This window comes from Polaromonas sp. P2_G11, from assembly GCF_056403595.1.
The window spans coordinates 44,709-68,939 of the sequence record NZ_JBFUFE010000007.1 but is presented as its reverse complement, the minus strand read 5'-3'; the positions used below and the strand labels follow the sequence as shown (position 1 = coordinate 68,939).

General features: G+C 60.9%; 21 protein-coding genes and 1 tRNA gene. 7 read left to right on the top strand and 15 right to left on the bottom strand.

Going from position 1 to position 24,231, the window contains the following annotated elements:
- Positions 1 to 21 precede the first annotated feature (21 nt).
- The 5 genes from AC1DWQ_RS22755 to argA form a co-directional block, all read right to left on the bottom strand.
- Positions 22 to 501, bottom strand: coding sequence for a response regulator (locus AC1DWQ_RS22755; RefSeq protein ID WP_477671676.1), 480 nt, complete (start codon positions 499 to 501; stop codon positions 22 to 24).
- On the bottom strand, positions 498 to 2,204 hold the full coding sequence (locus AC1DWQ_RS22750) for a PAS domain-containing hybrid sensor histidine kinase/response regulator (protein ID WP_477671675.1): 1,707 nt from the start codon (positions 2,202 to 2,204) through the stop codon (positions 498 to 500). The genes AC1DWQ_RS22755 and AC1DWQ_RS22750 overlap by 4 nt, the downstream gene beginning before the upstream one ends.
- Before the next feature lie 176 nt (positions 2,205 to 2,380).
- Positions 2,381 to 3,013 (bottom strand): LysE family translocator, encoded by a 633-nt coding sequence (locus AC1DWQ_RS22745; RefSeq protein WP_477671674.1) that lies wholly within the window; start codon positions 3,011 to 3,013, stop codon positions 2,381 to 2,383.
- Positions 3,010 to 3,258, bottom strand: a complete 249-nt coding sequence (locus AC1DWQ_RS22740; protein ID WP_477671673.1) for a DUF1272 domain-containing protein — start codon at positions 3,256 to 3,258, stop codon at positions 3,010 to 3,012. The genes AC1DWQ_RS22745 and AC1DWQ_RS22740 overlap by 4 nt, the downstream gene beginning before the upstream one ends.
- Positions 3,259 to 3,332: 74 nt before the next feature.
- Positions 3,333 to 4,682, bottom strand: coding sequence for an amino-acid N-acetyltransferase (argA, locus tag AC1DWQ_RS22735; protein WP_457282738.1), 1,350 nt, complete (start codon positions 4,680 to 4,682; stop codon positions 3,333 to 3,335).
- 236 nt (positions 4,683 to 4,918) lie between these two features.
- Between argA and AC1DWQ_RS22730 the strand changes: the two genes are divergently transcribed.
- A complete protein-coding gene (locus AC1DWQ_RS22730; RefSeq protein ID WP_477671672.1) occupies positions 4,919 to 6,139 on the top strand; it encodes a sensor domain-containing diguanylate cyclase in 1,221 nt (406 codons plus the stop codon).
- A 119-nt stretch (positions 6,140 to 6,258) separates the two neighbouring features.
- Entirely contained in the window at positions 6,259 to 10,158 is a 3,900-nt protein-coding gene (gene hrpA / locus AC1DWQ_RS22725) for an ATP-dependent RNA helicase HrpA (protein WP_477671671.1), read from the top strand.
- A gap of 170 nt (positions 10,159 to 10,328) precedes the next feature.
- Here hrpA and AC1DWQ_RS22720 read toward each other — a convergent pair whose 3' ends face one another.
- The 6 genes from AC1DWQ_RS22720 to lptF all read right to left on the bottom strand — a co-directional run bounded on the left by AC1DWQ_RS22720 (position 10,329) and on the right by lptF (position 15,854).
- Positions 10,329 to 10,487, bottom strand: a complete 159-nt coding sequence (locus AC1DWQ_RS22720) for a DUF3309 family protein (protein WP_457282741.1) — start codon at positions 10,485 to 10,487, stop codon at positions 10,329 to 10,331.
- Positions 10,488 to 10,875: 388 nt separating this feature from the next.
- Positions 10,876 to 12,051, bottom strand: a complete 1,176-nt coding sequence (locus AC1DWQ_RS22715; protein WP_477671670.1) for a pyridoxal phosphate-dependent aminotransferase — start codon at positions 12,049 to 12,051, stop codon at positions 10,876 to 10,878.
- Between the two features lie 111 nt (positions 12,052 to 12,162).
- Entirely contained in the window at positions 12,163 to 13,107 is a 945-nt protein-coding gene (locus AC1DWQ_RS22710) for a CysB family HTH-type transcriptional regulator (protein ID WP_457282743.1), read from the bottom strand.
- Between the two features lie 90 nt (positions 13,108 to 13,197).
- Entirely contained in the window at positions 13,198 to 13,575 is a 378-nt protein-coding gene (locus AC1DWQ_RS22705; protein WP_477671669.1) for a sirohydrochlorin chelatase, read from the bottom strand.
- Between the two features lie 15 nt (positions 13,576 to 13,590).
- Positions 13,591 to 14,733, bottom strand: a complete 1,143-nt coding sequence (lptG, locus tag AC1DWQ_RS22700) for an LPS export ABC transporter permease LptG (RefSeq protein WP_477671668.1) — start codon at positions 14,731 to 14,733, stop codon at positions 13,591 to 13,593.
- Positions 14,730 to 15,854, bottom strand: a complete 1,125-nt coding sequence (gene lptF / locus AC1DWQ_RS22695) for an LPS export ABC transporter permease LptF (protein ID WP_477671667.1) — start codon at positions 15,852 to 15,854, stop codon at positions 14,730 to 14,732. The genes lptG and lptF overlap by 4 nt, the downstream gene beginning before the upstream one ends.
- A 69-nt stretch (positions 15,855 to 15,923) precedes the next feature.
- Here lptF and AC1DWQ_RS22690 point away from each other — a divergent pair, with 69 nt between their 5' ends.
- From AC1DWQ_RS22690 to AC1DWQ_RS22675, 4 genes are all read left to right on the top strand, one after another.
- Positions 15,924 to 17,483 (top strand): leucyl aminopeptidase, encoded by a 1,560-nt coding sequence (locus AC1DWQ_RS22690; protein WP_477671666.1) that lies wholly within the window; start codon positions 15,924 to 15,926, stop codon positions 17,481 to 17,483.
- On the top strand, positions 17,480 to 17,917 hold the full coding sequence (locus AC1DWQ_RS22685) for a DNA polymerase III subunit chi (protein WP_477671665.1): 438 nt from the start codon (positions 17,480 to 17,482) through the stop codon (positions 17,915 to 17,917). The genes AC1DWQ_RS22690 and AC1DWQ_RS22685 overlap by 4 nt, the downstream gene beginning before the upstream one ends.
- Entirely contained in the window at positions 17,914 to 18,258 is a 345-nt protein-coding gene (locus tag AC1DWQ_RS22680; protein WP_457282749.1) for a hypothetical protein, read from the top strand. The genes AC1DWQ_RS22685 and AC1DWQ_RS22680 overlap by 4 nt, the downstream gene beginning before the upstream one ends.
- 221 nt (positions 18,259 to 18,479) lie before the next feature.
- Positions 18,480 to 19,610 (top strand): branched-chain amino acid ABC transporter substrate-binding protein, encoded by a 1,131-nt coding sequence (locus AC1DWQ_RS22675; RefSeq protein ID WP_457282750.1) that lies wholly within the window; start codon positions 18,480 to 18,482, stop codon positions 19,608 to 19,610.
- Between the two features lie 170 nt (positions 19,611 to 19,780).
- Here AC1DWQ_RS22675 and AC1DWQ_RS22670 read toward each other — a convergent pair.
- The 4 genes from AC1DWQ_RS22670 to AC1DWQ_RS22655 all read right to left on the bottom strand — a co-directional run bounded on the left by AC1DWQ_RS22670 (position 19,781) and on the right by AC1DWQ_RS22655 (position 21,705).
- Positions 19,781 to 19,870, bottom strand: a tRNA-Ser gene (locus tag AC1DWQ_RS22670).
- 69 nt (positions 19,871 to 19,939) lie between these two features.
- Positions 19,940 to 20,314, bottom strand: coding sequence for a DUF2237 family protein (locus AC1DWQ_RS22665; RefSeq protein ID WP_477671664.1), 375 nt, complete (start codon positions 20,312 to 20,314; stop codon positions 19,940 to 19,942).
- 37 nt (positions 20,315 to 20,351) lie between these two features.
- The gene (locus tag AC1DWQ_RS22660) at positions 20,352 to 21,269 is read right to left on the bottom strand and encodes an SPFH domain-containing protein (protein WP_477649893.1); all 918 of its coding nucleotides are present in this window, start codon (positions 21,267 to 21,269) and stop codon (positions 20,352 to 20,354) included.
- A 10-nt stretch (positions 21,270 to 21,279) separates the two neighbouring features.
- Entirely contained in the window at positions 21,280 to 21,705 is a 426-nt protein-coding gene (locus tag AC1DWQ_RS22655) for an NfeD family protein (RefSeq protein WP_477671663.1), read from the bottom strand.
- A 199-nt stretch (positions 21,706 to 21,904) separates the two neighbouring features.
- On the opposite strand from AC1DWQ_RS22655, the gene AC1DWQ_RS22650 reads away from it, so the two are divergent.
- A complete protein-coding gene (locus AC1DWQ_RS22650) occupies positions 21,905 to 24,193 on the top strand; it encodes an Orn/Lys/Arg family decarboxylase (protein WP_477671662.1) in 2,289 nt (762 codons plus the stop codon).
- Positions 24,194 to 24,231: the final 38 nt, after the last annotated feature.

Genomic DNA, 24,231 nt, shown 5'->3' with positions numbered 1-24,231 from the left:
GCCTGGTCCAGCCAGACGCTATTAGCGGCTTCGCGCTTCGTCGGTTTCTGCGGTGCTCTGTTGCATGGCCAGCTCCAGCAGCTTGCTGTAGTTTTCCAGCTTTTTATACAGCAGGCGCACTTCCAGCGCATTGTGGATGCGCGTCTTGACTTCGACCAGGTCAAACGGTTTGCTGATGAAATCCTTGGCGCCGGCCTGCAAGGCGCGCAGCTTGTGGGCCGGCTCCGCGGTCAGCACGATGACAGAGAGGTATTTATCGTGCTGGTCTTCCTTGAGTGCTTCCATCACCTGGAAGCCGTCCATGCCGGGCATTTTCAGGTCGAGCAGGATCAGGTCGAAGCGGTGCTCTGCGTGCAGCGCGGCTACCTCCAGCGAATTCATGGTGGATCTGACCTGGGTATAGCCGGCGCCTGCCAGCAACTGCTCGAGTAACTGCACATTGACGGGCTGGTCGTCCACCACCAGGATGCTGCCGTTCAGGATGTCGAATTCGGTGTTCATGCGGTTTTTTCTGGCACGGGGGCCTGCATGGACTTTGTTTTGGAAAATGCCAGCGCCAAATCCAGGGTGTCCATGAACTCATTGATCCTGATGGGCTTGGTGAGGTAGCGAAAGAAGCCGGCTTCCATGCCTTTTTCAATGTCACGAGGTATGGCATTGGCGCTGAGCGCCACCACCGGAATGTGTGCAGTCAACGGATCGGCACACAGAATCTGTACCGCCTTGATGCCGCTGATGCCCGGCAGGTTGATGTCCATCAGGATGATGTCCGGCTGCGAGGCCTTGGCCATCGCGATGCCGCTGATGCCGTCACGGGCCGACAGCAGCCGGATGTCGGAGCGGCGCGCGATGAGGTCTTCCACCAGCATCAGGTTGGCGGGGTTGTCTTCTACATACAAAAGGGTGTGGGCGCGGGGATCTGTAGGCACCTGGCGTTGCAAGGCCGGGGCCAGGGTTGCCAGTTCGGGGTGGAATTCCCGCTGTTCGGTGACGTCCATTTCAATCCAGAACACACTGCCTTTTCCGACAACGCTTTCCACGCCGATGACGCCACCCATCAGCTCAACCAGCCGCTTGGTCATTACCAGGCCAATGCCCGTGCCCTGTTCGGTATTGGCCTCCTGGCCCAGGCGATTGAAAGGCTGGAAGAGCTGGTCGATCTTGGCCGGATTCAGGCCTTCGCCCGTGTCCTCAATGCAGATACGGATGCGCTTTTGCGGCAGATCCACGCAGTTGAGCACGACTGTTCCGCTGCTGGTGTTGTATTTGATGGCGTTCGACAGCAGGTTGATCAGTACCTGCTTGAGCCGGGTGCGGTCGGCATTCACGAAGCAGGGCACAGGGAATTTCGGAAACGTCACGGTAATGCCGCGTTTGCCGGCCTGTGACTCGACCATCGTTTCGCATTCAAGCATGACCTCGGCCAGCGACACAGGTTCCAGCGACAGCGACAGCTTGCCGGACTCGATCAATGCCAGATCCAGGATTTCGTTGATCAATTCCAGCAGGTACCAGCCGGCCTGGAGAATCTGGTCCACACTGCGTTTTTGCGAGGGCGTTGGCTGGGGTGTGCCGGACTCGATCAGCTGCGCAAATCCGAGAATGGCGCTGAGCGGTGTGCGCAGCTCGTGGCTCATGCTGGACAGGAAATCCGATTTGGCGAGGTTGGCCTTCTCGGCCACGGCCATCGCTTCCTTCAGGGCCACTTCGACCTGCTTGCGTACCGAGTTGTCGGTGCCGATCAGCAGGTAGCCGATGATGGTGCCGAAATCGTCGCGCAATGCAGTGATGGACACGATGGCCGGAAAGCGGCTGCCGTCTTTACAGATATAGGTGAGCTCGTAAATGTCTTCGATGCCTCGCGAGGCCTTGAATGCAAGTGCCTCGAAGCCGGGCGTGATGGTGGTGGCGAGCTCCAGGCTCAGTGCCTGTGCCCGGGCCATCACTTCCTGGGGGTCGTGGATGTCGCTGGGGTTGATCTTGTTGACGACCTCGGCCGCCATATAACCCAGCATGCGTTCGGCACCGACGTTGAAGAGCTGGATGATGCCTTTTTCGTCGGTTGCGATGATCGAGAAATTTTCGCTCGTCAGGATGGCCGTCTGCAATGCGCCTGTCTTGAGCAGTGCTTCCTGGCGCTTGACCTCTATGCCATCGGCTTTGGCAATGGCGTCAAGAACGCTCAGGCTGGTAATAGGTGACATGGGCCATGTTTCTGTAAAAGTAACGACGACCCTGCGAAGCGCCGACTATGGGCGGCGCTTCCAGAATCCTGGCCGGGGATATGTGAAGTCTTTGCAAAGACTCCGGCAGTGTACAGGTCTTGCCTGAAAAGTCCGTGCGCCAGCGCACATAGCGGGGCCGTGCAGCCCGGGCGCGCCTAGCTGTTCGCGCGCCGATAGAACGCCAGCGAGCCCGCCAGCGCCAGCAGCGCGCCGCCGCAGGCGCGGTCTATCCAGCGTGTGGCCGAGGCCTTGAGCAGGCGTATGGCGCGTGCGCCTATGAAGGCATAGCCGAACATCACGGAAAAATCGATGCCGGCGAATACCAGCGAAATGGCGAGGTATTGCGGTGCCTGGGCGGCAGCCGGGTCAATGAACTGCGGGAGCAAGGCCGAGCAAAAGAGGTAACCCTTGGGGTTGGTTACGGCCACCAGGAAGGACTTCATGAAAATCGCGCGGCCGCCGTGCTGCATGCCGGCAATGCCTTCGGCGGGAATCTCAAATCCGCCGCGTGAGCGCAGCAGGCGAATGCCCAGCCAGGCCAGGTAGACCGCGCCTGCCCACTTGAGCACCGAGAACCAGAACTCGGAGGCCGCCAGCAGTGCACCCAGACCGAGAGCTACGGCGCCTACCAGCACGAAGTCCGATACCACGGCACCCAGCATGCCGGGCACGGAGCGGCGCACGCCGTAGCGCGAACCATTGGCCAGCGCCAGCAGGACGGTGGGGCCGGGCGTGGCGATGGCTACCAGCGCCACGATGGAAAAGAGCAGCAGGGTGGTGGTGTTCATGGTGCGGCTCCGCAACCCTGAGGTTTAAAAACACGCTCTTTCGAAGGTGGGTATTTGGCCAGCATGTCGGGCGGGCGGCGCGGCCGTGCGCTAAATTCACCGCCGCAGTTGGGGCAGACGCCTTTGAGCTTGGTGGTGACGCAGTCAACACAAAACGTGCATTCAAAGGTGCAGATGCGGGCATCGGGCGACTCGGCGGGCAGGTCGCGGTTGCAGCATTCGCAGTTGGGGCGGAGCTGGAGCATGCTGGGGTTTCCTGTGTAGATGGGATGGGAGGAGTCACCGGATGCTAAAGAAAAACCGTTCAAGGGGAAAGCCCCTAGGACAACTTCTTGACCAGCACCTGGCTCTTGCGGTCCCAGTTGTATTTGCGCTTGCGGCCTTCGGGCAGCCAGTCCGGGTCTACCTGCACAAAACCGCGCTTGATGAACCAGTGCATGGTGCGGGTGGTCAGTACAAAGATGCTTTGCAGGCCGGCCGCGCGGGCGCGCTGCTCGATGCGTTTGAGGATTTTCTCGCCGTCGCCCTGGCCCTGGCTTTGCGGCGAAACGGTGAGCGCCGCCATTTCCGCCGTTTTGGCTTCGGGGTAGGGGTAGAGCGCCGCGCAGGCAAAGATCACGCCGTCGTGCTCGATGATGCTGTAGTTGGCGGCGTCGCGCTCGATTTCGGTGCGGCTGCGTTTGACGAGGGTCCCATCGTTTTCAAAAGGCTCGATCAGCTGCAGGATGCCGCCCACGTCGTCTTCCGTGGCCTCGCGAAGCTCTTCGAGCTTTTCGTCGATCACCATGGTGCCTATGCCGTCGTGCACATAGATTTCCAGGAGCAGCGCGCCGTCTACCGCGAAGGGCAGGATGTGGCTGCGTTCCACGCCGGCCTTGCAGGCCTTGACGCAGTGCTGCAGGTAAAACGCGGTGTCGGTGGGGCGTTCCCCGTTGGGCAGGGTGGCCAGCAGTTTTTCGGCAGCGGCCAGCGGCAGCTCGGTGTCGATGGGGTTGTCTTCGCTTTCGGGCTGGTCGTGGTGGATGCGTATGCCGGGAATTTCGCTCAGGAAAATCAGCTTGTCGGCCTGCATGGCGATGGCCACCGAAGTGGCGACTTCTTCCATGGTCAGGTTAAAGGCTTCGCCGGTGGGTGAGAAGCCGAAGGGCGAGAGCAGCACCATGGCGCCGAAATCCAGCACACGGCCGATGGCGGCGGTGTCCACCTTGCGCACCAGGCCCGAGTGCTTGAAGTCCACACCGTCGAGGATGCCGACCGGCCGCGCGGTGATGAAATTGCCCGAAATCACCCGTACCGTGGAGCCGGCCATGGGGGTGTTGGGCAGGCCCTGGCTGAAGGCGGCCTCAATCTCGTAGCGCAGCTGGCCGGCGGCTTCCTGGGCACAGTCGAGCGCGACTTCGTCCGTGATGCGCATGCCGTGCGAATATTTTGCGGCGTGCCCCTTGGCCTTGAGCTGCTCGTTGACCTGTGGGCGAAAGCCGTGCACCAGCACGATTTTCACGCCCATGCTCTGGATCAGTGCCAGGTCTTGGGCGATGTGCTGAAGCTTGCCGGCCGCAATCGCTTCGCCGGCAATGCCTACGACGAACGTCTTACCGCGGTGGGTGTGTATGTAGGGTGCGACCGAGCGGAACCAGGGCACAAAGGTGAAATTGAAGACGGCAGACATGGGCGCGCTTTCGGGATCGGTTGTGGCGGGTCAAGGGCAGCCGGGACGGCGCGAAAGAGGCAAGCGGTCTCCCTGGGCGCTGTTTCCCCGGTAAACGGAAAAAGTCCAGTGAGTGTAAGGGAGACACCGCTGGCCTGAGGGAGGCAAATGCCGGCTTTGGCGAGGGTGCGCTTTTTGCCGGCGTACTTCATTTGGGGGTTTGCTTAATGAGGGGCGGCGGGGTATGGTTAAGGTTCATGGACAAATACGCGATCGGGTTTTGGGGCTGCTATTTCGGGTCAGCCAGCCTGATGCTGGCCGGTTCGGTATTTGCCTATATCCGGTCCCTGCGGCGCATTGCCGTCAATGCGGCTGTCTCGGCAATCGCCTCGACCTTTTTTGTGGTGGCCTTCCTGGGCGGATTGCCCATCGAGAACGCCGATGTTCTGGACCGTTTCCTGGCCCACGTTGCCAGCGTGGTATCCGCGCTGCTGGCTTACCTGCTGTTTTCCATCCTGGGCATCCTGCGCAACCCGGACTCGGCCCGGCGTGCCTTGACCTGGCTGGCGAGCCTGGCTCTTCTGAATATCGCGGTTGGCTGGGCATTGAGCCCGCGCCACGCCCTGGCACTGAGCCTGGCAGTGGCCTGTTTTCTGGGGCTGGTGGCAATGGCGCTCAGTCTTCGCAGTGCCGTTCGGGGGGATCGCCTGGCCTGGGTGGCCGTCTCGGGCGTCTCCTTCATGCTGGTGGCCATTGCGGGGTTGAGCTGGGTGGCACTGGACCGTGCCCATGTGCCGTGGCAGGTGCACGCGGTGACCGCTGTCGCCGGCACGTGTTATCTGGCCACCATGGCGGCTGTGCTCTGGACCCGTTATTCCTACCTGATCGAGCTGAACCGGGCCATGGCGCACGGCCCCAGCTACGACCCGGTCACGCGCATGCGCTCCCACAGCGAAACCGGCAACATGCTGGAGGCGGCCTTCAGACGTTACCGCGATGAGCCCGTGCCGCTGGGCGTGATTGTGGTGTCGGTGGCCAATCTTTATGTGCTGGAAAAGCTCTATGGCCATGCGGCCGCCAACCACGCACTGTTTGTATGTGCCGGCCGGTTGCGCCGCACCGTACCCGCGCATGTGGAAATGGGGCGCCTGGAAGAGAACGGTTTTTTGCTGCTGATGCGCAATTGCCATGACAGCGGCCAGCTGATCCACCTGGCGCGCAGAGTCCAGGCCGCCCTGGCGCGGCCGGTGGTGCTTAACACCACACTGGAGGGTGATTTGGTAGGGAACCAGCAGACGCGCTGGGTTGCCGAGGTCGGCCTTGGCGTGCTGCGGGTCTCCAAATCCGATGCGCGCGCCTCTTCGGCAGTGAGCATAGGGCGAGGCATGTCGCGCACCGCGCTGAGCTACCCGAGCCGCATTGCATGGTTTGACGAGACCAGTGGGGAAGCCGTCGACCTGCCTGTGCTGGCGGCCTGATCGCGGCGCCATAACCATAGCCGGTCCGCTGCGGGCTGGAACACCCGATAATTGAGCGCTTTGGCAGCGCTGCTGCCGCTTTTATCCTGCACTGCTTGCCTTTTTCTTCGCCTCCATCCTTGTCTCCCCTCGCCATTACCTTTCCAGAGTCGCTGCCCGTTTCGGGCAAACGCGACGAAATCACCGCCGCCATGGCGGCCCACCAGGTCATCATTGTCTGTGGCGAAACTGGCTCGGGTAAAACCACCCAGTTGCCCAAGATCGCGCTGGCCATGGGGCGCGGCAAGCTCAATTACCCTGCCGGACAGGGCCGGCTGATAGGCCATACCCAGCCGCGCCGCATTGCCGCGTCCAGCGTGGCCAAGCGCATCGCGGAGGAGTTGAAGACGCCGCTGGGCGACGTGGTGGGCTACAAGGTCCGCTTCCAGGACCGGCTCTCGCGCGACGCCTCCGTCAAGCTGATGACCGACGGCATCCTGCTGGCCGAGACGCAGACCGACCCGCTGCTCAAAGCCTACGACACGATCATCATCGACGAAGCCCATGAGCGCAGCCTGAACATCGACTTTCTGCTGGGCTACCTGCGCCAGCTGCTGCCGCGCCGGCCCGACCTGAAAGTGGTCATTACCTCGGCGACGATTGATGCGCAGCGCTTTGCGGATTATTTCGCGTCCAGCAAAGGCCCTGCGCCGGTGATCATGGTGTCGGGCCGGATGTTTCCCGTCGAGCAACGCTACCGGCCGTTTGAGGAGTCGCGCGAGCACGACCTGAACGATGCAATTGCCGATGCCGTCGACGAACTCTGGCTGAGCCCGCACAGCGCTGGGGACATCCTGGTGTTTCTGCCCGGCGAGCGAGAAATTCGCGAGGCGGCCGATCATTTACGCAAGCACCTCGCGCACCAGCCGCTGACACGCAATGCCGAGGTGCTGCCGCTGTTCGCTCGCTTGAGCCAGGCCGAGCAGGACCGCATTTTTGACGGCCACAGCGGCCGTCGCATCGTGCTGGCCACCAACGTGGCCGAAACCTCGCTGACCGTGCCGGGCATCCGCTACGTGGTGGACGCGGGCACGGCGCGCGTCAAGCGCTACAGCTTTCGTAACAAGGTCGAGCAGCTCATGGTGGAGCCGGTGTCGCAGGCCGCGGCCAACCAGCGTGCCGGCCGTTGCGGCCGGGTGGCCGATGGTATCTGCATACGACTGTATGACGAGAAGGACTTCCAGGGCCGGCAGCCTTTTACCGACCCGGAAATCCTGCGCAGTTCGCTGGCTTCGGTGATTTTGCGCATGAAGGCGCTGCACCTGGGCAATGTGGAAGAGTTTGCCTTTATCGAGCCGCCGCAGCGCCGCGCCATTGCCGACGGCTACCAGCTGCTGGCCGAGCTGGGCGCGGTGGACGAGGACAACGAGCTCACCGGCGTCGGCCGCACGCTGGCCAAGCTGCCGCTGGACCCTCGCGTGGGCCGCATGATTCTGGAAGCCAAGGACCGCAACGCGCTCGACGAGGTACTGGTGATCGCCAGCGCGCTCAGTGTGCAGGACGTGCGCGACCGCCCCATGGACAAACAGGCCCAGGCCGACCAGCAGCACGCCAAGTTCGATGACGAGAAGAGCGAGTTCAGTGGTTACCTGAAGCTGTGGAAATGGCTCGGCGATGCGCGGGGCGGCCACGGCACCGACCACAAACTCTCCAATCGCCAGTACGAGAACCTGCTGCGCGAGAACTACGTCAATATCCGCCGCGTGCGCGAGTGGCGCGACATCCATTCGCAGCTGCATACCGTCGTGGGTGAACAAAAGTGGGTTCTGAATGACAAGCCCGCCAGCTATGAGCAGCTGCATTTGTCCATGCTCTGCGGCCTGCTCGGCAACATCGGCTGCAAGAGCGACGAGGAAGACTGGTACCTGGGTGCGCGCGGGATCAAGTTCTACCGCCACCCGGGCGCACGCCTGAGCAAAAAGCCGGGCCGCTGGATTGTGGTGGCCGAACTGGTGGAAACCACACGCCTTTTTGGCCGCGGCATTGCCAACATTGACCCGGCCTGGATAGAGCAGGTGGCCGGACATCTTTTAGCCAAGCAGTTGCTGGACCCGCACTGGGAGAAAAAGGCTGCGCAGGTGACGGCGCTGGAGCGTGCTACGCTCTACGGCCTGGTGGTCTACAACGGGCGGCGCGTCAATTTCGGCCGTGTAGACCCGGTGACGGCGCGCGAGATATTCATCCGCGAAGCGTTGGTCGCTGGCAACTGGGACACCAAACTGCCTTTCCTCGCGGCGAACCTGAAGCTGATCCAGCAGGTGCAGGATCTGGAACACAAAGCCAGGCGCCAGGACGTGCTGGTGGACGAGGAACTGATCTACGCTTTTTATGACCAGCAACTCCCGGCTGGCGTACACAGTGGTGCAAGTTGCGAACATTGGTACAAGGAGGAAGTCAAAAAGCAGCCGCAGCTCCTGCTCTTGACGCGCGAAGAACTGATGCGGCATGAGGCTGCAGGCATTACCACCCAGTCGTTTCCCAAGACACTGCGAATGGGCGGCGTGGATTGCCTGGTGACCTACCTGCACGAACCCGGCGACGCGCGCGATGGCGTGACGGTGGACGTGCCATTGTTCGCGCTCAACCAGGTTAATGAAGAGCGCTGCGAGTGGCTGGTGCCCGGCATGCTCAAGGACAAGGTCCAGGCGCTGATCAAGACGCTGCACCAGCGCCCGCGCTCGCGCCTGGTGCCCTTGCCCGACACTGCCGCCCGCATGACGGAGCAGTTGCTGCAGCCCGAGGTGTTCGGCAGCGGCTCGCTGACTGACGCGGTGCTCAAGCTGGTGCGCGACGCGACTTCGCTGGACGTCAAGCGCAATGACATGAAGCTGGACATGCTGCCGCCGCACCTGTTCATGAACTTCCGCATAGTCGACGAGCATGGCCGTCAGCTGGGTGCGGGCCGTAACCTGGGCGCGCTCAAGGGCGAGCTGGGCTCGCAGGCACGGGGTGCCTTCCAGGCGCTGGCGGGACTCAAAAACCTGGCAAAAGCACCCGAATCTGGGTCCGAAAAGACGTTATCCCCCGAAAATTCAGTATCAAATCGGCCTCCAGCCCAATCAGGACGCGCGCAAGCAGCTCCTGAAAAGATAGCGCCCAGAGCGCCGGAGCGCTACACCAGCTGGAGCTTTGGCGAGTTGCCGGAGCTGATGGAAATCCGCAAGGGTTCGCAGACGCTGATCGGGTTTCCGGCGCTCATTGATCTGGGCGACGCGGTGACGATCGAGGTGTTTGACGAACCCGATGTGGCGGCCGCGAAGCACCGCGCCGGCTTGCGCCGGCTGTTCTCGCTGCAGATCAAGGATGCGCTGAAGTACCTGGAAAAGAACCTGCCTGAACTGCAGAAAATGGCCACCAGCTACATGCTGGTGGGCCGCGCCGCCGACAATTCCGGCGGCGGTACGCTGGAGGAATTGCGCGAGCAGATCATCGAAGTGGCGTTGGACCGCGCCTTTTTGCTCGACCCGTTGCCGACGCACGAAGCCGAGTTCAAAAAACGCATCGACGATGGGCGAGGGCGCCTGACCTTGATTGCCAGCGAGGTGGCCCGGCTGGCTGCCGGCATCCTGACCGAGTTCGCTGTGGCCCAACGCAAGATCAAGGACACTAAAAATGCCGCCGAAGCCGCGGCAGATGCCGCCCAGCAACTGCAGCGCCTGGTACCCAAACGCTTTCTGACGGCCACACCTTATGGGCAACTGCAGCACTTCTCACGCTACCTCAAGGCCATCACGTTGCGGCTGGAAAAATGGCGCGCCGACCCGGCACGTGATGCTGCACGGATGGCCGAGTTGCGACCGCAGGAGCAGCGTTACTGGCGGCTGGTGGCTGAGCGAAAAGGCGCGGTGGATGCGCGCATGCAGGAATTCCGCTGGTTGCTGGAAGAGCTGCGTGTGAGCTTTTTTGCGCAGGAGCTGCGCACACCGCAGCCGGTCAGCATTAAGCGGTTAGAAAAGGTTTGGACTCAGCTCAATAGCTGAGTCCAGACCTTTCAGCGAAGGCTAACAACTGCCGAAGGCTTGTTATGCCGCAGCTAAAAAGCGTGGCAGCAACTGAATAGTTGAAACAGGCTTGTGAGATGGGAGCGCAAAAAAATGGCCTTGCTATGCAAGGCCATCTTCCCTGGTGAATCACCAACGGAAGGTGCGGACTAGATGCGTCCCATCAGCAGCAGGATGACCAGGATCAACACCACCAGGCCGACACCCCCGCTGGGCCCGTAACCCCAGCTCCGACTGTGGCCCCAGGTAGGCAATGCACCGACGAGGATAAGAATAAGAACGATCAGCAGAATGAGGGATAGGGACATTTGAAGCACTCCTTGTTATGTGAAGTGATTGTTTCCCGGTGCGGGGCGCAAACAAGCAGGATGAGCACCTGTCCAGCCGTCGGCAAATACTGACAGCCTTGGCTTAGAACCTGTTTGCGGTCTAAACGAGGCCGCGTTGGGGTGCAATCGGCGATGAGTGGGCCGCCCGGGCACGCCGCATGGGCTCATGCCCATGCAAGGGCCTGGGTGGCTCAATCGCGCGATTTCACCCCCAACCCGGAGGGCAAGCGCCTTCTCGGGCGGCCTGCGGCGCTAGCCCATAGCCGAGCTATGGGCATCGCACCGCGCCTTGCATCCCATCCCGAGAAGGTGCTTGCGCGGCCCCGTTTAGACCGTAAACAGGTTCTTTCACGCCGGCTTGCCGCGCTTACAGTTTGGCCAGCCGCTGCAGGGCCGTGTTCAATGTTTCGTCTTTTTTGGCAAAACAGAATCGCACCACACGCTGGTCAAAGCCGTTGCCGTAAAACGCCGACAGGGGAATCGCCGCCACGCCGATTTCGGTGGTCAGCCATTTGCAGAACCCGGCTTCGTCCAGGTCGCTCACGTCGGAGATGTCCACGCACTGGAAGTAGCTGCCTTCGCTGGGCAACAGTTTGAAGCGGGTTTTGGCAAGGCCTTCGCGAAACAGGTCGCGCTTGCGCTGGTAGAAGGCCGGCAGGTCCAGGTAAGGCTGCGCATCGGCCATGTACGCGGCAAGCCCGTATTGCACAGGGGTATTCACGGTGAACACGTTGAACTGGTGCACCTTGCGGAACTCGGTGGTCAGCGCAGCGGGTGCGGCCACGTAGCCGACCTTCCAGCCGGTGACGTGGTAAGTCTTGCCGAAGCTGCTGACAATGAACGCACGCGCGGCAAGGCCTGGAAAACGGGCGGCGCTTTGATGGATGCGTCCCTGGGCCGCATCGAACACCATGTGCTCATAGACCTCGTCGCTGATCAGCAGCACGTCGGTGGGCGCCAGGATGTCCTGCAGCGTGAGCATGTCGGCCTCGGTCCATACCGTGGCGCTCGGGTTGTGCGGCGAGTTGACGATAATCGCCCGTGTCCTGGATGTGATCGCTGCGGAAATCTTGTCGAAGTCGGGCCGGAAGGTGCCTGGCGTGAGGGGAACGCGCACTACGACGCCACCGGCCAGTTCGATGTTGGGCACGTAGCTGTCGTAGCAGGGCTCCAGCACGATGACTTCGTCGCCGGGGTGAACGACGGCCAGGATTGCCGTGATGATGGCCTGGGTGGCGCCGGCAGTGATGGTGATCTCGCTGTTGGCGTCGTAGCGGTGGCCGTAAAGTTTGGCCACCTTGGCCGAGATGGCTTCGCGCAGCGCCGGAACGCCCGTCATGGGTGGGTACTGGTTCAGGCCTTTGGTCATTGCGTCCGTGACGGCGTTGACCAGCTGCGGGTCACACTCAAAATCAGGAAAGCCCTGGCCCAGGTTGACAGCGCCTTTTTCAGCGGCCAAGGTGGACATCACCGTGAAGATGGTGGTGCCGACAGCGGGCAGCTTGGTTTTGAGCGTGGGGGTGCGTTCGAGGATCATGGTCATGATTGAGCTGGATGTGTTTCTTTTACAAGCGGCCGCCGCGGAACCGGCTTTGCCGGGCCGCTTGCGGCGCCCCCTGAGGGGGAGGCGGCCGCAGGCCGCTTCGGGGGGGAGTCAGACCTCATAGTCATTGACACGGCCGGCCATGGCCTTGGTGATCAGGGCGCGGTCCAGCTTGTCGCTGAGCAGTTCGGCGAATTTATAGACGAAATTGCGCAGGTAGGCGCTGCGCTTGAAGGCCACGCGGGCCACGTTGATGCCGAACAGTGGGCCCGCCGCGATGGCGATCAGGTCGCTGTTGGTGCCGTCTTCCTTGATAGCCATCTCGGCGACGATGCCCACGCCCAGTCCCAGGCGCACATAGGTCTTGATGACGTCGGAGTCAATCGCCTCGAGCGCAATGCGCGGCTGCAACCGCTTGGCGGCAAACGCCAGGTCGATCTTGGTACGGCCGGTGAAGGATGGGTGGTAAGTGATCAGGGGTTCTTGCGCCAGGTCTTCGAGTGTGATGTTGTCTTTTTTGGCCAGCGGATGGTCGACAGGAATGACCAGCATGTGCTGCCATTCGTAGCAGGGAAGGGTCACCAGGTCTTCGTACTGCGTCAATGATTCGGTGGCTATACCGATCTCAGCAACTTCGTCGAGCACCATGCGCGCCACCTGGTCGGGAGAGCCCTGGTGCAGGCTGACATTGACTTTGGGAAAGGCTTCACGCAGCTTGGCAACGGGCTGCGGAAGCACATAACGGGCTTGCGTATGGGTGGTGGCAATGGAGAGCGTGCCGCTGTCCTGGGCAGAAAACTGCTCGCCAATGCGGCGCAGGTTGCCGACCTCGCGCATGATGAGTTCAATGCTTTTGAGGACGTGTTCCCCGGGTTCGGTCACGCGCTTGAGGCGTTTGCCGTGCCGTGCAAAGATTTCTACGCCCAGTTCCTCCTCCAGCTCGATGATGGCCTTGGATACGCCGGGCTGCGAGGTGTGCAGGGCCTTGGCGGTCTCTGTCAGGTTCAGGTTGCGCCGGATGGCCTCCTGGACGAAGCGGAATTGGTGAAGGTTCATATCGAATTCAGGCTAATTATTGATTTTATTATGCCTGTTTTACGCTAAAGAGGAGCCCAACTGCCGTACCGATGCGCCATGCCTCCACGGTTATGACAAGGCAATGCTGGCCATAAGTGCGGTCAATTCGCGGTATTCCCCGGCTGCGGGCAGAAGCTCGACTTCTACGCCCGGATGCGCCAACCTGACGCGTTCGACCAGCAGCGGCAAGTCTTCCCGGGCGTGCTTGCCTATACCAAAGAAAAGCGGAAAAACCCTTATATGGCATGCGCCAGCAGCTATTAAATTTGTAGCAGCTTCAGGCAATGAAGGAGGGCAAAGCTCCAGGTAGGCGCAACTGACGGGGGTACCGGGCTCGCGGAGACGGACTTGTGCGGCAACCGCCTCAATGGGGTCGCGCCACTGCGGGTCGCGCGAGCCATGGGCAAGCAGGATGATGCCGCGCGGCGTATGGGCCAGGGACGTCATGAACGGTCGCGTCCGTTAACGCCTGAGCACCAGCCAGCCAAACGCGCCCAGCGAGACGGCCATATAAAGCAGGCCTGGCGTGGCAGCCGCAAGCCAGGGCTGCCAGTTTCGCAGGTTGCCGATATAGCCGAACACGTTGTTGAGCAGGAAGAAGCTGATGCCGATCATCACACCGGCGAACACGTAGCCGGCGATGCCGCCGGAGCGAAAGTGAAGGTAGGCAAAAGGCAGCGCCAGAATCACCATCACCAGGCAGCTGAGCGGGTAAAAGACTTTTTTCCAGAACTCTATTTCATAGCGCTGCGCGGTCTGCCCATTGGCGTCCAGGTGACGGACGTAATTGAACAGGTCAATGGTGCCCATGCGCTCAGGCTTGAGCAGCGCCACCGAAACCATTTCAGCGCTGATTTCGGTAGGCCAGCGAAAGTTCTTTAGCACTGTGCGGTTGACCTTGGCGCTGCCTCCGGGTTTGGCGGCACTGCTGGCGCCGGCAGGAACATCAAACTCTGCGCGTGTGGCCTGGTTCAATTCCCAGGCATCGCCGGCGGTGAACGCTGCCAGCGGCGCCTGTGTGGTGGAGACGATCAATCCCTTGTTGTTGAACTCGAAAATCTGCACACCCTGCATTTCGTTGTCGGGGGTGAGGGCCCTCACATTGACCACAAAGGTGTTGTAGGCCTGCTTTTCCTTCAACCAGGCACCGGTTTGGCCGATGGTGATCTTGTTCTGGTAGCGCGCCTTGAGCAGCTGTGCGGCCCGTTCGCTGGCAGGCGCCACATAGTCGCCCACGGCGAAACTGAACACCACGAACAGCGCCCCCAGGACCAGCAGCAACTTCAGCGCGCGCCAGGGGCCGAGTCCGCTGGTGCGCAGGATGGTGTATTCGGAGCTCTGCGCCAGCCGGGCCATCACAAAGATGGTGCCGATCAGTACGGAGATCGGCAGCAGCTCGTACAAATGATTGGGAATCAGCAGGCCTACGTACAGCAGTGCATGCCTGATCTGGTAGACATCGGCGGCGTTGATGCCGCTGCTCTTGCCGAGGTATTGCAGTTCATCGACCAGGTCAAAAAAGAAGAACAGGGCCAGGAAGCCCAGCGCCACCAGGGCGATGGCTGCCAGCACTTCACCGTAGATCAGGCGGCGTATGGTTTTCATGCGTGGCTTTCGCTGTCGCGTACAGCCAGCGGTGTACGGTTGATGCGCCGGGCGGGCCGCAGCGTCCAGTTGAACTGTCGCTTGGACAGCCAGGCCAGGGCCAGCAGCAGGACACCACCATGCAGCGCCAGCAGGAAGTTGCTGAAACTGATGAGGCCCACAAAAATCCAGCTTTGCCCGAGGTTGACCAGGTTGTTGTAGACCACAAAGGTCAGCAACACAAAGATCATGTTGCCGCTGCGGCCACCGCGCGGGTTCACGCTGGCCAGGGCCACCGCCAGTACGACAAAGTTGATGGATGCCAGCGCCAGCCCCAGCCGCCACGCCAGTTCGCTGAGGTTGCCGCGGGTCGGCGTCTTGATCAGGGAGCGGGTGGAAAGCAGTTTGGCTTCCGGTGCGTTTTCGGTCAGCGGATTGTTATCGCCAGTTTTGGTGCCGTACTCTTCGAAGTCGCTGATTTTGAGCGCCGATTGCCCGATCACGTTTTCCAGGCGCTGGCCGTTTTCGAGCATGAGGAACTGGGCGTCACCTTTGGTCTCGATGCGGCCCGAGCGGGCCGTGGTGATGGAACTCTTGCCTTTTTCGGTCGCAGCGATAAAGACGTTGTTACTGGAGCGCTCGCCCGCCAGGTCGCGGTCGATGAAGAAAACCCGGTTGCCGCTGGAGGACTCCTGGAACTGGCCAGGGGCAATGCGGTCGATGTCGCCGCGCTGCTCATACCGGCTTTGCATGTCTTTGGTTTGCTGGTTGGTCCAGGGCCAGACAAAAAGGGCCATCAGCGTGATGACCAGCAGCACAGGCCATGCAAAACGGAAAAGCGGCCGCAGAAAACCCGCCAGGCCCTGACCACTGGTGAACCACACCACCATTTCGCTGTCGCGGTACATGCGCGACAAGGTACTGACCATCGCAATAAACAGCGACAGCGTGAGGATGGTCGGCAGGCGTCCCAGGGCCGAGTAGGCCATGAACAGCATGACGTCCTGCGGATTGATGAAACCGCGCGATGCCTGGCCCAGGGTGCGGATCAGAACAATGGTCATCACGATGGTGACCAGGACCACCAGCGTGGCCCCAAAACTGCGTGCCAGCTCTTTGCGAATCGTGGATTGGAATAACATTGACTGAATATCTGCCTTGGCTTCGTTTTATTTTTGTTTTACTTTGGTTTATTTACCAGACCCTGAATTATGGACTTTGAACTCAAAACACTGACACCCACCCGTATTTGCAGCGAAAAAACCGATGCGCTGCTGGTTCTCGTACCCCAGGATCCGGGCTCCGGCAATGACCCCCTTTCGGTGCTCGCATCGCTGGCGATCAAGTCGGGGGACTTTGAGGCCAAGCCGGGCAAGCTCCTGAGCACGTACCGCGCTCCCGGCATCACTGCCAGGCGGGTCGTACTGGCGGGCGTCGGGGATGCCAGTGCCAAAAACGTTCGTACCGCCGTCAGTGCCGGCCTGGGCGCCCTGAAGGCTGCGAACGTGCAGCACCTGACCATTTGCTTCGGTGCCGTGGGCCATCTGCGAGCTGAAGCCGTACGCGCGGCCGTGGTCGCTTGCGGGGATGCCACCTATACCTACGCTACCACCAAGTCCAAAGCCGCCAGGAACGCAAAAGCCGGCCCTGGCAGGTTGCAACGGGTGGTGGTTGCCGTGAATGACGCCGCAAGTGCCCAGATCGCGCGACCCGGCATTGACAAGGGCGCAGCGCTGGTCAAGGGCATTGAATTTGCCAAGGAGTGGGCGAACCGCCCGGCCAACCACGCGACACCGACGCTTCTGGCCGGCGCTGCCAGAGAGCTGGGCAAGCTGCGCGGCATCAAGGTGGAGGTGCTGGGGCCCAAAGAGGTCGCCAAACTCGGCATGGGCTCCTTCATGGCCGTGGCGCAGGGTTCGGCCGAGCCCTTACGCTTTATAGTGCTGCGCTATGAGGGGGCGGCCAGGGCCGAGGCGCCCGTCGTGCTCGTTGGCAAAGGCATCACCTTTGACACGGGCGGTATCTCCATCAAGCCCGCCGCCGAAATGGACGAGATGAAGTTCGACATGTGCGGTGCCGCCAGCGTTCTGGGCACCTTCCGGGCGCTGGCAGAGCTGCGGCCGGCGCTCAATGTGGTAGGCCTGATTCCCGCCTGCGAAAACATGCCGGGCAGCCGCGCCATCAAGCCCGGCGATGTGGTGACCAGCATGAGCGGGCAGACCATCGAGATCCTGAACACCGACGCCGAAGGGCGGCTGGTGCTCTGCGACGCATTGACTTACGCCGAGCGCTTCAAGCCCCGGGCGGTGGTGGACATCGCGACGCTGACCGGCGCCTGCGTGATTGCCTTGGGCGGCGTGCGCAGCGGGCTTTTCTCCAGCGACGACATCATGGCCGAGGCGTTGTCGGCAGCAGGCGAATCGTCCCTGGACCTGTGCTGGAGGATGCCGCTGGATGACGATTATGCGGAAGGGCTCAAGACCAATTTTGCGGATGTCGCCAACGTGGCGGGGCGTGCCGCGGGTGCGGTGACCGCGGCCAAGTTCCTGCAGCGGTTTACGGCCAGTTTCCCATGGGCGCACCTGGACATTGCCGGTACGGCCTGGAAAGGCGGAGCCGCCAAAGGTGCGACCGGCAGGCCGGTGCCGCTGCTGCTGGACTACCTGCTGGACCAGGTGGTAACTGCCAGGGCAGGGACTTCGGCCCAAGCATCGCGCAAAAAAGCCAAAACAGCGTCCAGTCGCAAATCCGCATCCAAAACCCGGGCATGACCGAAATCGCCTTTCACTTCAATGTGCCTGACAAACTGGCCTACAGCTGCCGGTTACTTCGCAAGGCCTACCTGAGCGGCGCCAGCGTTGTGGTGACGGGGGACGCGGCGGTGCTGGCGGAACTGGACCAGTTGATCTGGAGTTTTTCGCCTGCGGAATTTGTGCCGCATTGCCGTGCGGGTGCCCCCGAAAGTACATGGGCGGCAACGCCGGTGGTGCTGGCCGAGTCGCTCAAGGCCTGCCCGCATTACGGCGTGCTGGTCAATCTGGGGCATGGCATTCCCGCCGAATTTGAACGCTTCGAACGTTTTATCGAAGTCGTGGCGCAGGCCGACGATGACCGTCTTGCAGCGCGAAGCCGGTGGAAGCACTACACCGACAGGGGCTATGCCATGAAACGCCATGACCTTGCGACGGCCGGGGAGGGCGCATGAACCGTCCGCCCGCACCGCCGCGGTTTGTGCCGACGCTGACGGAAGTCGTGCGGCCCATGCCTGCGCCGATGCCGGCTGCACCGCCTGAACCAGCCAGGACTGGTTTGCCGGTGCCGCCGTCCACCGCTTCTGCAGAGCTTCAGGAGCAGATGGTGCAACGCGTGCTGCAGCGGGTGAATCTGGTCCTTGAGCGGCGTTTGCGGGAGGTCGTAGGGCAACTTATCCTGGAGCACACGCAAACCCTGGTTCCACGTCTGCGCGAAGAAATTGAGGACGTTGTCCGTCAATCTGTGAGCCAGGCTTTGAAGCACGAAGCGGCACCGCCAAACACGGACGCATAGGACGCGCGAGCGACTGTTTGCACAGATGCTTTTTCGCTGTGCCCAACCCTTGAAACACAAGTTCACATAAGGCAATCTGCTCCCCGGGTAAACCCCCTTATCGGAATTTAACCTAGGGACGTTGCTATGGTGCGGGCCCGGAAATTGCGTTATGTTCGGCCCCGTTGAGTAAAAAAATTGTTCTCAACCTTTAACGGTAATTTCCTAATCGGAGTGTTTTTATGCAAATGAAATTAAAACTGACAGTAGTGGCTGCTCTCGCTGCAGTAGCGGGTTTTGCCTCTGCCCAAGACGCAGTGATCAAGATCGGTCACGTGGCGCCGCTGTCCGGCTCGCAAGCCCATTACGGCAAAGACAATGAAAACGGCGTGCGCATGGCCATCGAAGACCTGAACGCACAAAACGTGGTCATCGGCGGCAAAAAGGTCAAGTTTGAAATTGTTGCTGAAGATGACGCCGCTGATCCAAAACAGGGCACCGCCGCTGCACAAAAGCTGTGCGACTCCAAAGTCGCCGGCGTGGTCGGCCACCTGAATTCCGGAACCACCATTCCTGCCTCCAAGGTCTACAACGATTGCGGCATCCCCCACGTTACGGGCGCTGCAACCAACCCCAACCTGACCAAGCCAGGCTACAAAACCACCTACCGCATCATTGCCAATGACAACGCCCTGGGCGCTGGCCTGGCTTTTTATGCCGCCGACACGCTGAAGCTGAAGAAAGTCGCCATCATTGACGACCGTACGGCTTACGGCCAGGGCGTTGCTGAAGTGTTCAAGAAAACGGCCCTGGCAAAAGGCATGACCGTGGTTGACGAGCAGTTCACCACCGACAAAGCCACCGACTTCATGGCCATCCTGACCGCCATCAAGGCCAAAGCACCTGACGCGATCTTCTTCGGCGGCATGGACCCACAAGGCGGCCCAATGCTGCGCCAGATGGAACAACTCGGCATGGGCAACGTCAAGTACTTCGGCGGCGACGGCATCTGCACCGCAGAACTTGCCAAGCTGACCGCAGGCGCCAAGACCATCGGCAACGTGGTTTGCGCTGAAGGCGGCGCATCGCTGGCCAAAATGCCAGGCGGCGAAGCCTGGATGAAGCGCTACGAAGCCAAGTATCCAAAGCAGTTCCAGGTTTACAGCCCGTACACCTACGACGCTACCTTCGTTCTGGTTGACGCCATGAAGCGTGCCGGTTCCTGGGATCCAAAGGTTTACACCCCTGAGCTGATTAAAACCAACTTCAAGGGCGTGACCACCACGATCGCTTTTGAACCCAATGGCGAACTGAAGAACCCCGCCATCACCCTGTACGTCTACAAAGACGGCAAGAAGTCTGCCCTGAACTAATCGTTCACCGCAAACAAAAAGCCACCGCAAGGTGGCTTTTTTTTGCCCGGAAAAACCCCGGGAAGACCGGAAGTGAGGCGCCGAAAGTGGAGCGGGCACAAAAAAGCCCAGCAAGCTGGGCTTTTAGGAGTTTTTGCCACCGTGTGGAAACTCACGGCGACGAGACTGTTTGGCGGAAGAGGCGGGATTCGAACCCGCGGTAGGTTTAACCCTACGCACGCTTTCCAGGCGTGTGACTTAAACCGCTCATCCACCCTTCCGCGAAGCCTTCGATTATAGCAGTGCTGCGAACAGACGGAGGCAGGAGTTGCACCCGACGCGCAACAGGCTCAGTGGAGTGCGCCCTGGAACCGGTGCTTTTCCAGCAGGGCCAGGGAGACGAATTCCAGCGCCTTGCTGTGCGTCGACTCCAGCACGACAGGCGGCGCAAAGCCGGCCTCCAGCGCTTCGCGCCAGCGGTTGGCACACAGGCACCAGCGGTCATTCGGCTGAAGGCCCGCAAAGCGGTACGCAGGCTGCGGCGTGGAAAGATCGTTGCCGCGGCTGGCGGAAAAAGCCAGAAATTCACGCGTGACGCGAACGCATACCAGGTGGGACCCCGCATCCGACGCATCCGTGTTGCAGCAACCGTCACGAAAGTAGCCGGTCAGCGGATCATAGGAGCAGGGCACCAAATCCGTGCCCAGTACATTTTTTGCGCTCATGGGTGCGTTCACGTGCTGTCGGCAAAAAAGCCCGTCGTCACACCTTGTTGGCTTGCACCATCTTCATGGCCGAGCTGATGAGGGCGGTGACTTCCGTCATGTTGCTGGGTACCACCAACGTGGTTTTGGCGTCCCTGGCTACCTTGGAATAGGCGTCAACCGCCTGTTCGGCCACCTTGAGCTGAACGGCCTGTTCGCCGCCGGGCTGGCGGATTGCGGCCGCGACCATTTCGATGGCTTTTGCATTGGCGTCGGCAACGGCCATGATGGCGGCGGCTTCACCTTGGGCGTTGTTGATGGCAGCCAGTTTTTCGCCTTCCGAGCGGGCAATGAAGGCTTCACGTTCGCCGGTGGCGATATTGATCTGCTCCTGGCGGCGGCCTTCGGAAGCAGCGATCAGAGCCCGCTTCTCACGCTCTGCCGTAATTTGCGACTGCATGGCATGCAGAATCTCTTTGGGGGGCGTCAAGTCCTTGATTTCGTAGCGCAGGACTTTCACACCCCAGTTCAGGGCGGCCTCGTCAATGGCGGCAACAACCTGCGCATTGATGATGTCGCGTTCTTCAAAGGTCTTGTCGAGTTCGAGCTTGCCGATCACGGAACGCAGGGAGGTCTGCGCCAGTTGCGTGACAGCCACGATGTAGTTGGATGAGCCGTAGCTGGCCCGCATCGGGTCCGTGACCTGGAAATACAGGATGCCGTCGACCTGCAGCTGCGTGTTGTCGCGGGTAATGCAAACCTGGCTGGGAACGTCAAGCGGGATTTCCTTCAGGCTGTGCTTGTAGGCGACGCGGTCAATAAAGGGAACCAGGAAGTTGAGGCCCGGCGTCAGGCTTGCGTGATATTTACCCATACGTTCGATGACCCAGGCATTTTGCTGGGGAACGAATTTGACGGCGCGGATGACGAAGATGACCGCGACGATGAGAATAATGAGTGCTACATAAGATGACATGGTGATTCCCTCAGATTTTTTCTACGACCAATTTGCTGCCAATAACTTCCCGAATACGGTGGGCGCCCGCCGAAGGCGTGCCATCAACCGCCTGAACAACCGCCCATTGCGCGCCGCGGTAGCGTACGAGCGCCGTGCCGTCCGCTTGCCAGTCATCGACCTGTACCGTTTCACCAATATCCATGTTGACGTCCGGATTGGTTCCTGCCGATAACGCCTTGGGCCCCCGACCCCGAATGAAATGGGTAACGCCCACGGTGGCCGAGCCGACAACGGCCGCCGTAACGAGTTGCAGGGCCGTCGAGGCGCCCAAATGAGCGGCAATTGCAGCGGCTGCCAAGCCTACCGCGATCATCAGCAGGTAAAAAGTTCCGGTTACCAGCTCCACCGCGACTGCCGTACCTGCCAGCAGCCACCAGATAGTCGATTCACTCATGCATCCTCCTTTTGTCGGTCATCCGCTACATTTTGGGGCAATTAGACCCCAAGGCAAGCGTAGCGCAACAATATGTCCTTACACTTCGCTGCTTGGAAAAAGCTTCCTCTCACCGCCCGGGCTCAACCTGTCTATGCCCTTTGAGCGTTTCCCATGCCCTCCGACAGGTTCAGGGCGACCATGAACTCCAGCCCAAGCCATGAAATTCCGCTTTCCCATCGTCATCATCGACGAAGACTTCCGCTCCGAGAACACCTCCGGTCTGGGCATCCGTGCGCTGGCGCAAGCCATTGAAACCGAGGGCTTCGAAGTCCTGGGGGTGACCAGTTACGGCGACCTCTCGCAGTTCGCCCAGCAGCAAAGCCGGGCCAGCGCCTTCATTTTGTCGATTGACGACGAGGAGTTTTCGCCAGGCCCCGACCTCGACCCGGCCGTGCTCAACCTGCGCACCTTTATCGAGGAAGTACGCCGCAAGAACCTGGATGTGCCGATTTACGTCTATGGCGAGACCAAGACCTCGCGCCACATCCCCAACGACATCCTGCGTGAACTGCACGGCTTCATCCACATGTTTGAGGACACGCCCGAGTTCGTGGCGCGCCACATCCTGCGGGAGGCCAAGAGCTACCTGGAAGGCGTGCAGCCGCCGTTTTTCAAGGCACTGCTCGACTATGCCGAAGACGGTTCCTATTCCTGGCACTGCCCGGGCCATTCGGGCGGCGTTGCTTTCCTGAAAAGCCCGGTCGGCCAGATGTTCCACCAGTTTTTTGGCGAGAACATGCTGCGCGCCGACGTCTGCAACGCGGTGGAAGAGCTCGGCCAGTTGCTGGATCACGACGGCGCCATCGGCGCCAGCGAGCGCAACGCCGCACGCATCTTCAACGCCGACCACTGCTTCTTCGTGACCAACGGCACATCCACCAGCAACAAGATGGTGTGGCACCACACGGTGGCACCCGGTGACGTGGTGGTCGTTGACCGCAACTGCCACAAGTCCATCCTGCATTCCATCATCATGACGGGTGCGATTCCGGTGTTTTTGAAGCCGACGCGCAACCATTTCGGCATCATTGGCCCGATTCCGCAGAGCGAGTTCGAACCCGAAGCCATCCGCGCCAAGATCGATGCCAACCCATTGCTCAAGGGCGTGGACAGCAGCAAGGTCAAGCCGCGTGTGCTGACACTGACGCAGTCCACCTACGACGGCGTGCTCTACAACACCGAAACCATCAAAGGCATGCTGGACGGCTACATCGACAACCTGCACTTTGACGAGGCCTGGCTGCCGCACGCCGCCTTCCACCCGTTCTACGGCAGCTACCACGCCATGGGCAAGAGCCGCATCCGGCCGAAGAATGCGGTGGTGTACGCAACGCAGTCCATCCACAAGCTGCTGGCGGGTATCAGCCAGGCCAGTCACGTGCTGGTGCAGGATTCGCAGAACACCAAACTCGACAGGCACCTCTTCAACGAGGCCTACCTGATGCATACGTCAACCTCGCCGCAATACAGCATCATCGCCAGCTGCGACGTGGCCGCTGCCATGATGGAGCCTCCCGGCGGCACGGCGCTGGTTGAGGAAAGCATTGCCGAAGCGCTGGACTTCCGCCGCGCCATGCGCAAGATCGACGAGGAATACGGCACCGACTGGTGGTTCAAGGTCTGGGGGCCGGACAAGCTGGTCGAAGAGGGCATTGGCGAATCGCAGGACTGGATCATCAAGGGCGAGTCCCGCAGCGCCAAGACGGCCAGAAACGGCGCCAACAACTGGCATGGCTTTGGCCAGATGGCCACCGGTTTCAACATGCTGGACCCGATCAAGTCCACCATCGTCACGCCCGGCCTCGACCTGAACGGCAAGTTTGCCAAAACCGGCATCCCGGCCAGCATCGTGACCAAATTTCTGGCCGAGCACGGCGTGATCGTCGAGAAAACCGGCCTCTACAGCTTCTTCATCATGTTCACCATCGGCATCACCAAGGGCCGCTGGAACACGCTGCTGACGGCGCTGCAGCAGTTCAAGGACGACTACGACAAGAACCAGCCGATGTGGCGCATCCTGCCCGAGTTCTGCCAGAAGTACCCCAAGTACGAGCGCATGGGCCTGGCCGACCTGTGCCAGCACATCCATACGCTGTACGCCAAGTACGACATCGCGCGGTTGACAACCGAGGTCTACCTGAGCGATCTGGCGCCCGCCATGAAGCCCAGCGACGCCTACGCCCACATTGCCCACCGCACGACGGAACGGGTTGAAATCGACCACCTGGAAGGCCGTATCACCGTGGGCCTGGTCACGCCGTACCCGCCGGGCATCCCGCTGTTGATCCCGGGCGAGGTGTTCAACCGGAAAATTGTGGACTATCTGAAGTTCTCGCGCGAGTTCAACGCCCAGTGCCCGGGCTTTGAAACAGACATCCACGGCCTTGTGGAACAGGTGGATGCCAAGGGCAAGACGCGCTACTACGCGGACTGCGTCAAACGCTAGGCAGGAATAAACAGGTACTTTCGTTTGCTATAGTCCTT

Excerpts from the sequence above, each read along its gene's own strand:
- AC1DWQ_RS22755 (WP_477671676.1), bottom strand. The coding sequence starts at position 501 with ATGAACACCGAATTCGACATCCTGAACGGCAGCATCCTGGTGGTGGAC.
- AC1DWQ_RS22750 (WP_477671675.1), bottom strand. The coding sequence starts at position 2,204 with ATGTCACCTATTACCAGCCTGAGCGTTCTTGACGCCATTGCCAAAGCC.
- AC1DWQ_RS22745 (WP_477671674.1), bottom strand. The coding sequence starts at position 3,013 with ATGAACACCACCACCCTGCTGCTCTTTTCCATCGTGGCGCTGGTAGCC.
- AC1DWQ_RS22740 (WP_477671673.1), bottom strand. The coding sequence starts at position 3,258 with ATGCTCCAGCTCCGCCCCAACTGCGAATGCTGCAACCGCGACCTGCCC.
- argA (WP_457282738.1), bottom strand. The coding sequence starts at position 4,682 with ATGTCTGCCGTCTTCAATTTCACCTTTGTGCCCTGGTTCCGCTCGGTC.
- AC1DWQ_RS22730 (WP_477671672.1), top strand. The coding sequence starts at position 4,919 with ATGGACAAATACGCGATCGGGTTTTGGGGCTGCTATTTCGGGTCAGCC.
- AC1DWQ_RS22720 (WP_457282741.1), bottom strand. The coding sequence starts at position 10,487 with ATGTCCCTATCCCTCATTCTGCTGATCGTTCTTATTCTTATCCTCGTC.
- AC1DWQ_RS22715 (WP_477671670.1), bottom strand. The coding sequence starts at position 12,051 with ATGACCATGATCCTCGAACGCACCCCCACGCTCAAAACCAAGCTGCCC.
- AC1DWQ_RS22710 (WP_457282743.1), bottom strand. The coding sequence starts at position 13,107 with ATGAACCTTCACCAATTCCGCTTCGTCCAGGAGGCCATCCGGCGCAAC.
- AC1DWQ_RS22705 (WP_477671669.1), bottom strand. The coding sequence starts at position 13,575 with ATGACGTCCCTGGCCCATACGCCGCGCGGCATCATCCTGCTTGCCCAT.
- lptG (WP_477671668.1), bottom strand. The coding sequence starts at position 14,733 with ATGAAAACCATACGCCGCCTGATCTACGGTGAAGTGCTGGCAGCCATC.
- lptF (WP_477671667.1), bottom strand. The coding sequence starts at position 15,854 with ATGTTATTCCAATCCACGATTCGCAAAGAGCTGGCACGCAGTTTTGGG.
- AC1DWQ_RS22690 (WP_477671666.1), top strand. The coding sequence starts at position 15,924 with ATGGACTTTGAACTCAAAACACTGACACCCACCCGTATTTGCAGCGAA.
- AC1DWQ_RS22685 (WP_477671665.1), top strand. The coding sequence starts at position 17,480 with ATGACCGAAATCGCCTTTCACTTCAATGTGCCTGACAAACTGGCCTAC.
- AC1DWQ_RS22680 (WP_457282749.1), top strand. The coding sequence starts at position 17,914 with ATGAACCGTCCGCCCGCACCGCCGCGGTTTGTGCCGACGCTGACGGAA.
- AC1DWQ_RS22675 (WP_457282750.1), top strand. The coding sequence starts at position 18,480 with ATGCAAATGAAATTAAAACTGACAGTAGTGGCTGCTCTCGCTGCAGTA.
- AC1DWQ_RS22665 (WP_477671664.1), bottom strand. The coding sequence starts at position 20,314 with ATGAGCGCAAAAAATGTACTGGGCACGGATTTGGTGCCCTGCTCCTAT.
- AC1DWQ_RS22660 (WP_477649893.1), bottom strand. The coding sequence starts at position 21,269 with ATGTCATCTTATGTAGCACTCATTATTCTCATCGTCGCGGTCATCTTC.
- AC1DWQ_RS22655 (WP_477671663.1), bottom strand. The coding sequence starts at position 21,705 with ATGAGTGAATCGACTATCTGGTGGCTGCTGGCAGGTACGGCAGTCGCG.
- AC1DWQ_RS22650 (WP_477671662.1), top strand. The coding sequence starts at position 21,905 with ATGAAATTCCGCTTTCCCATCGTCATCATCGACGAAGACTTCCGCTCC.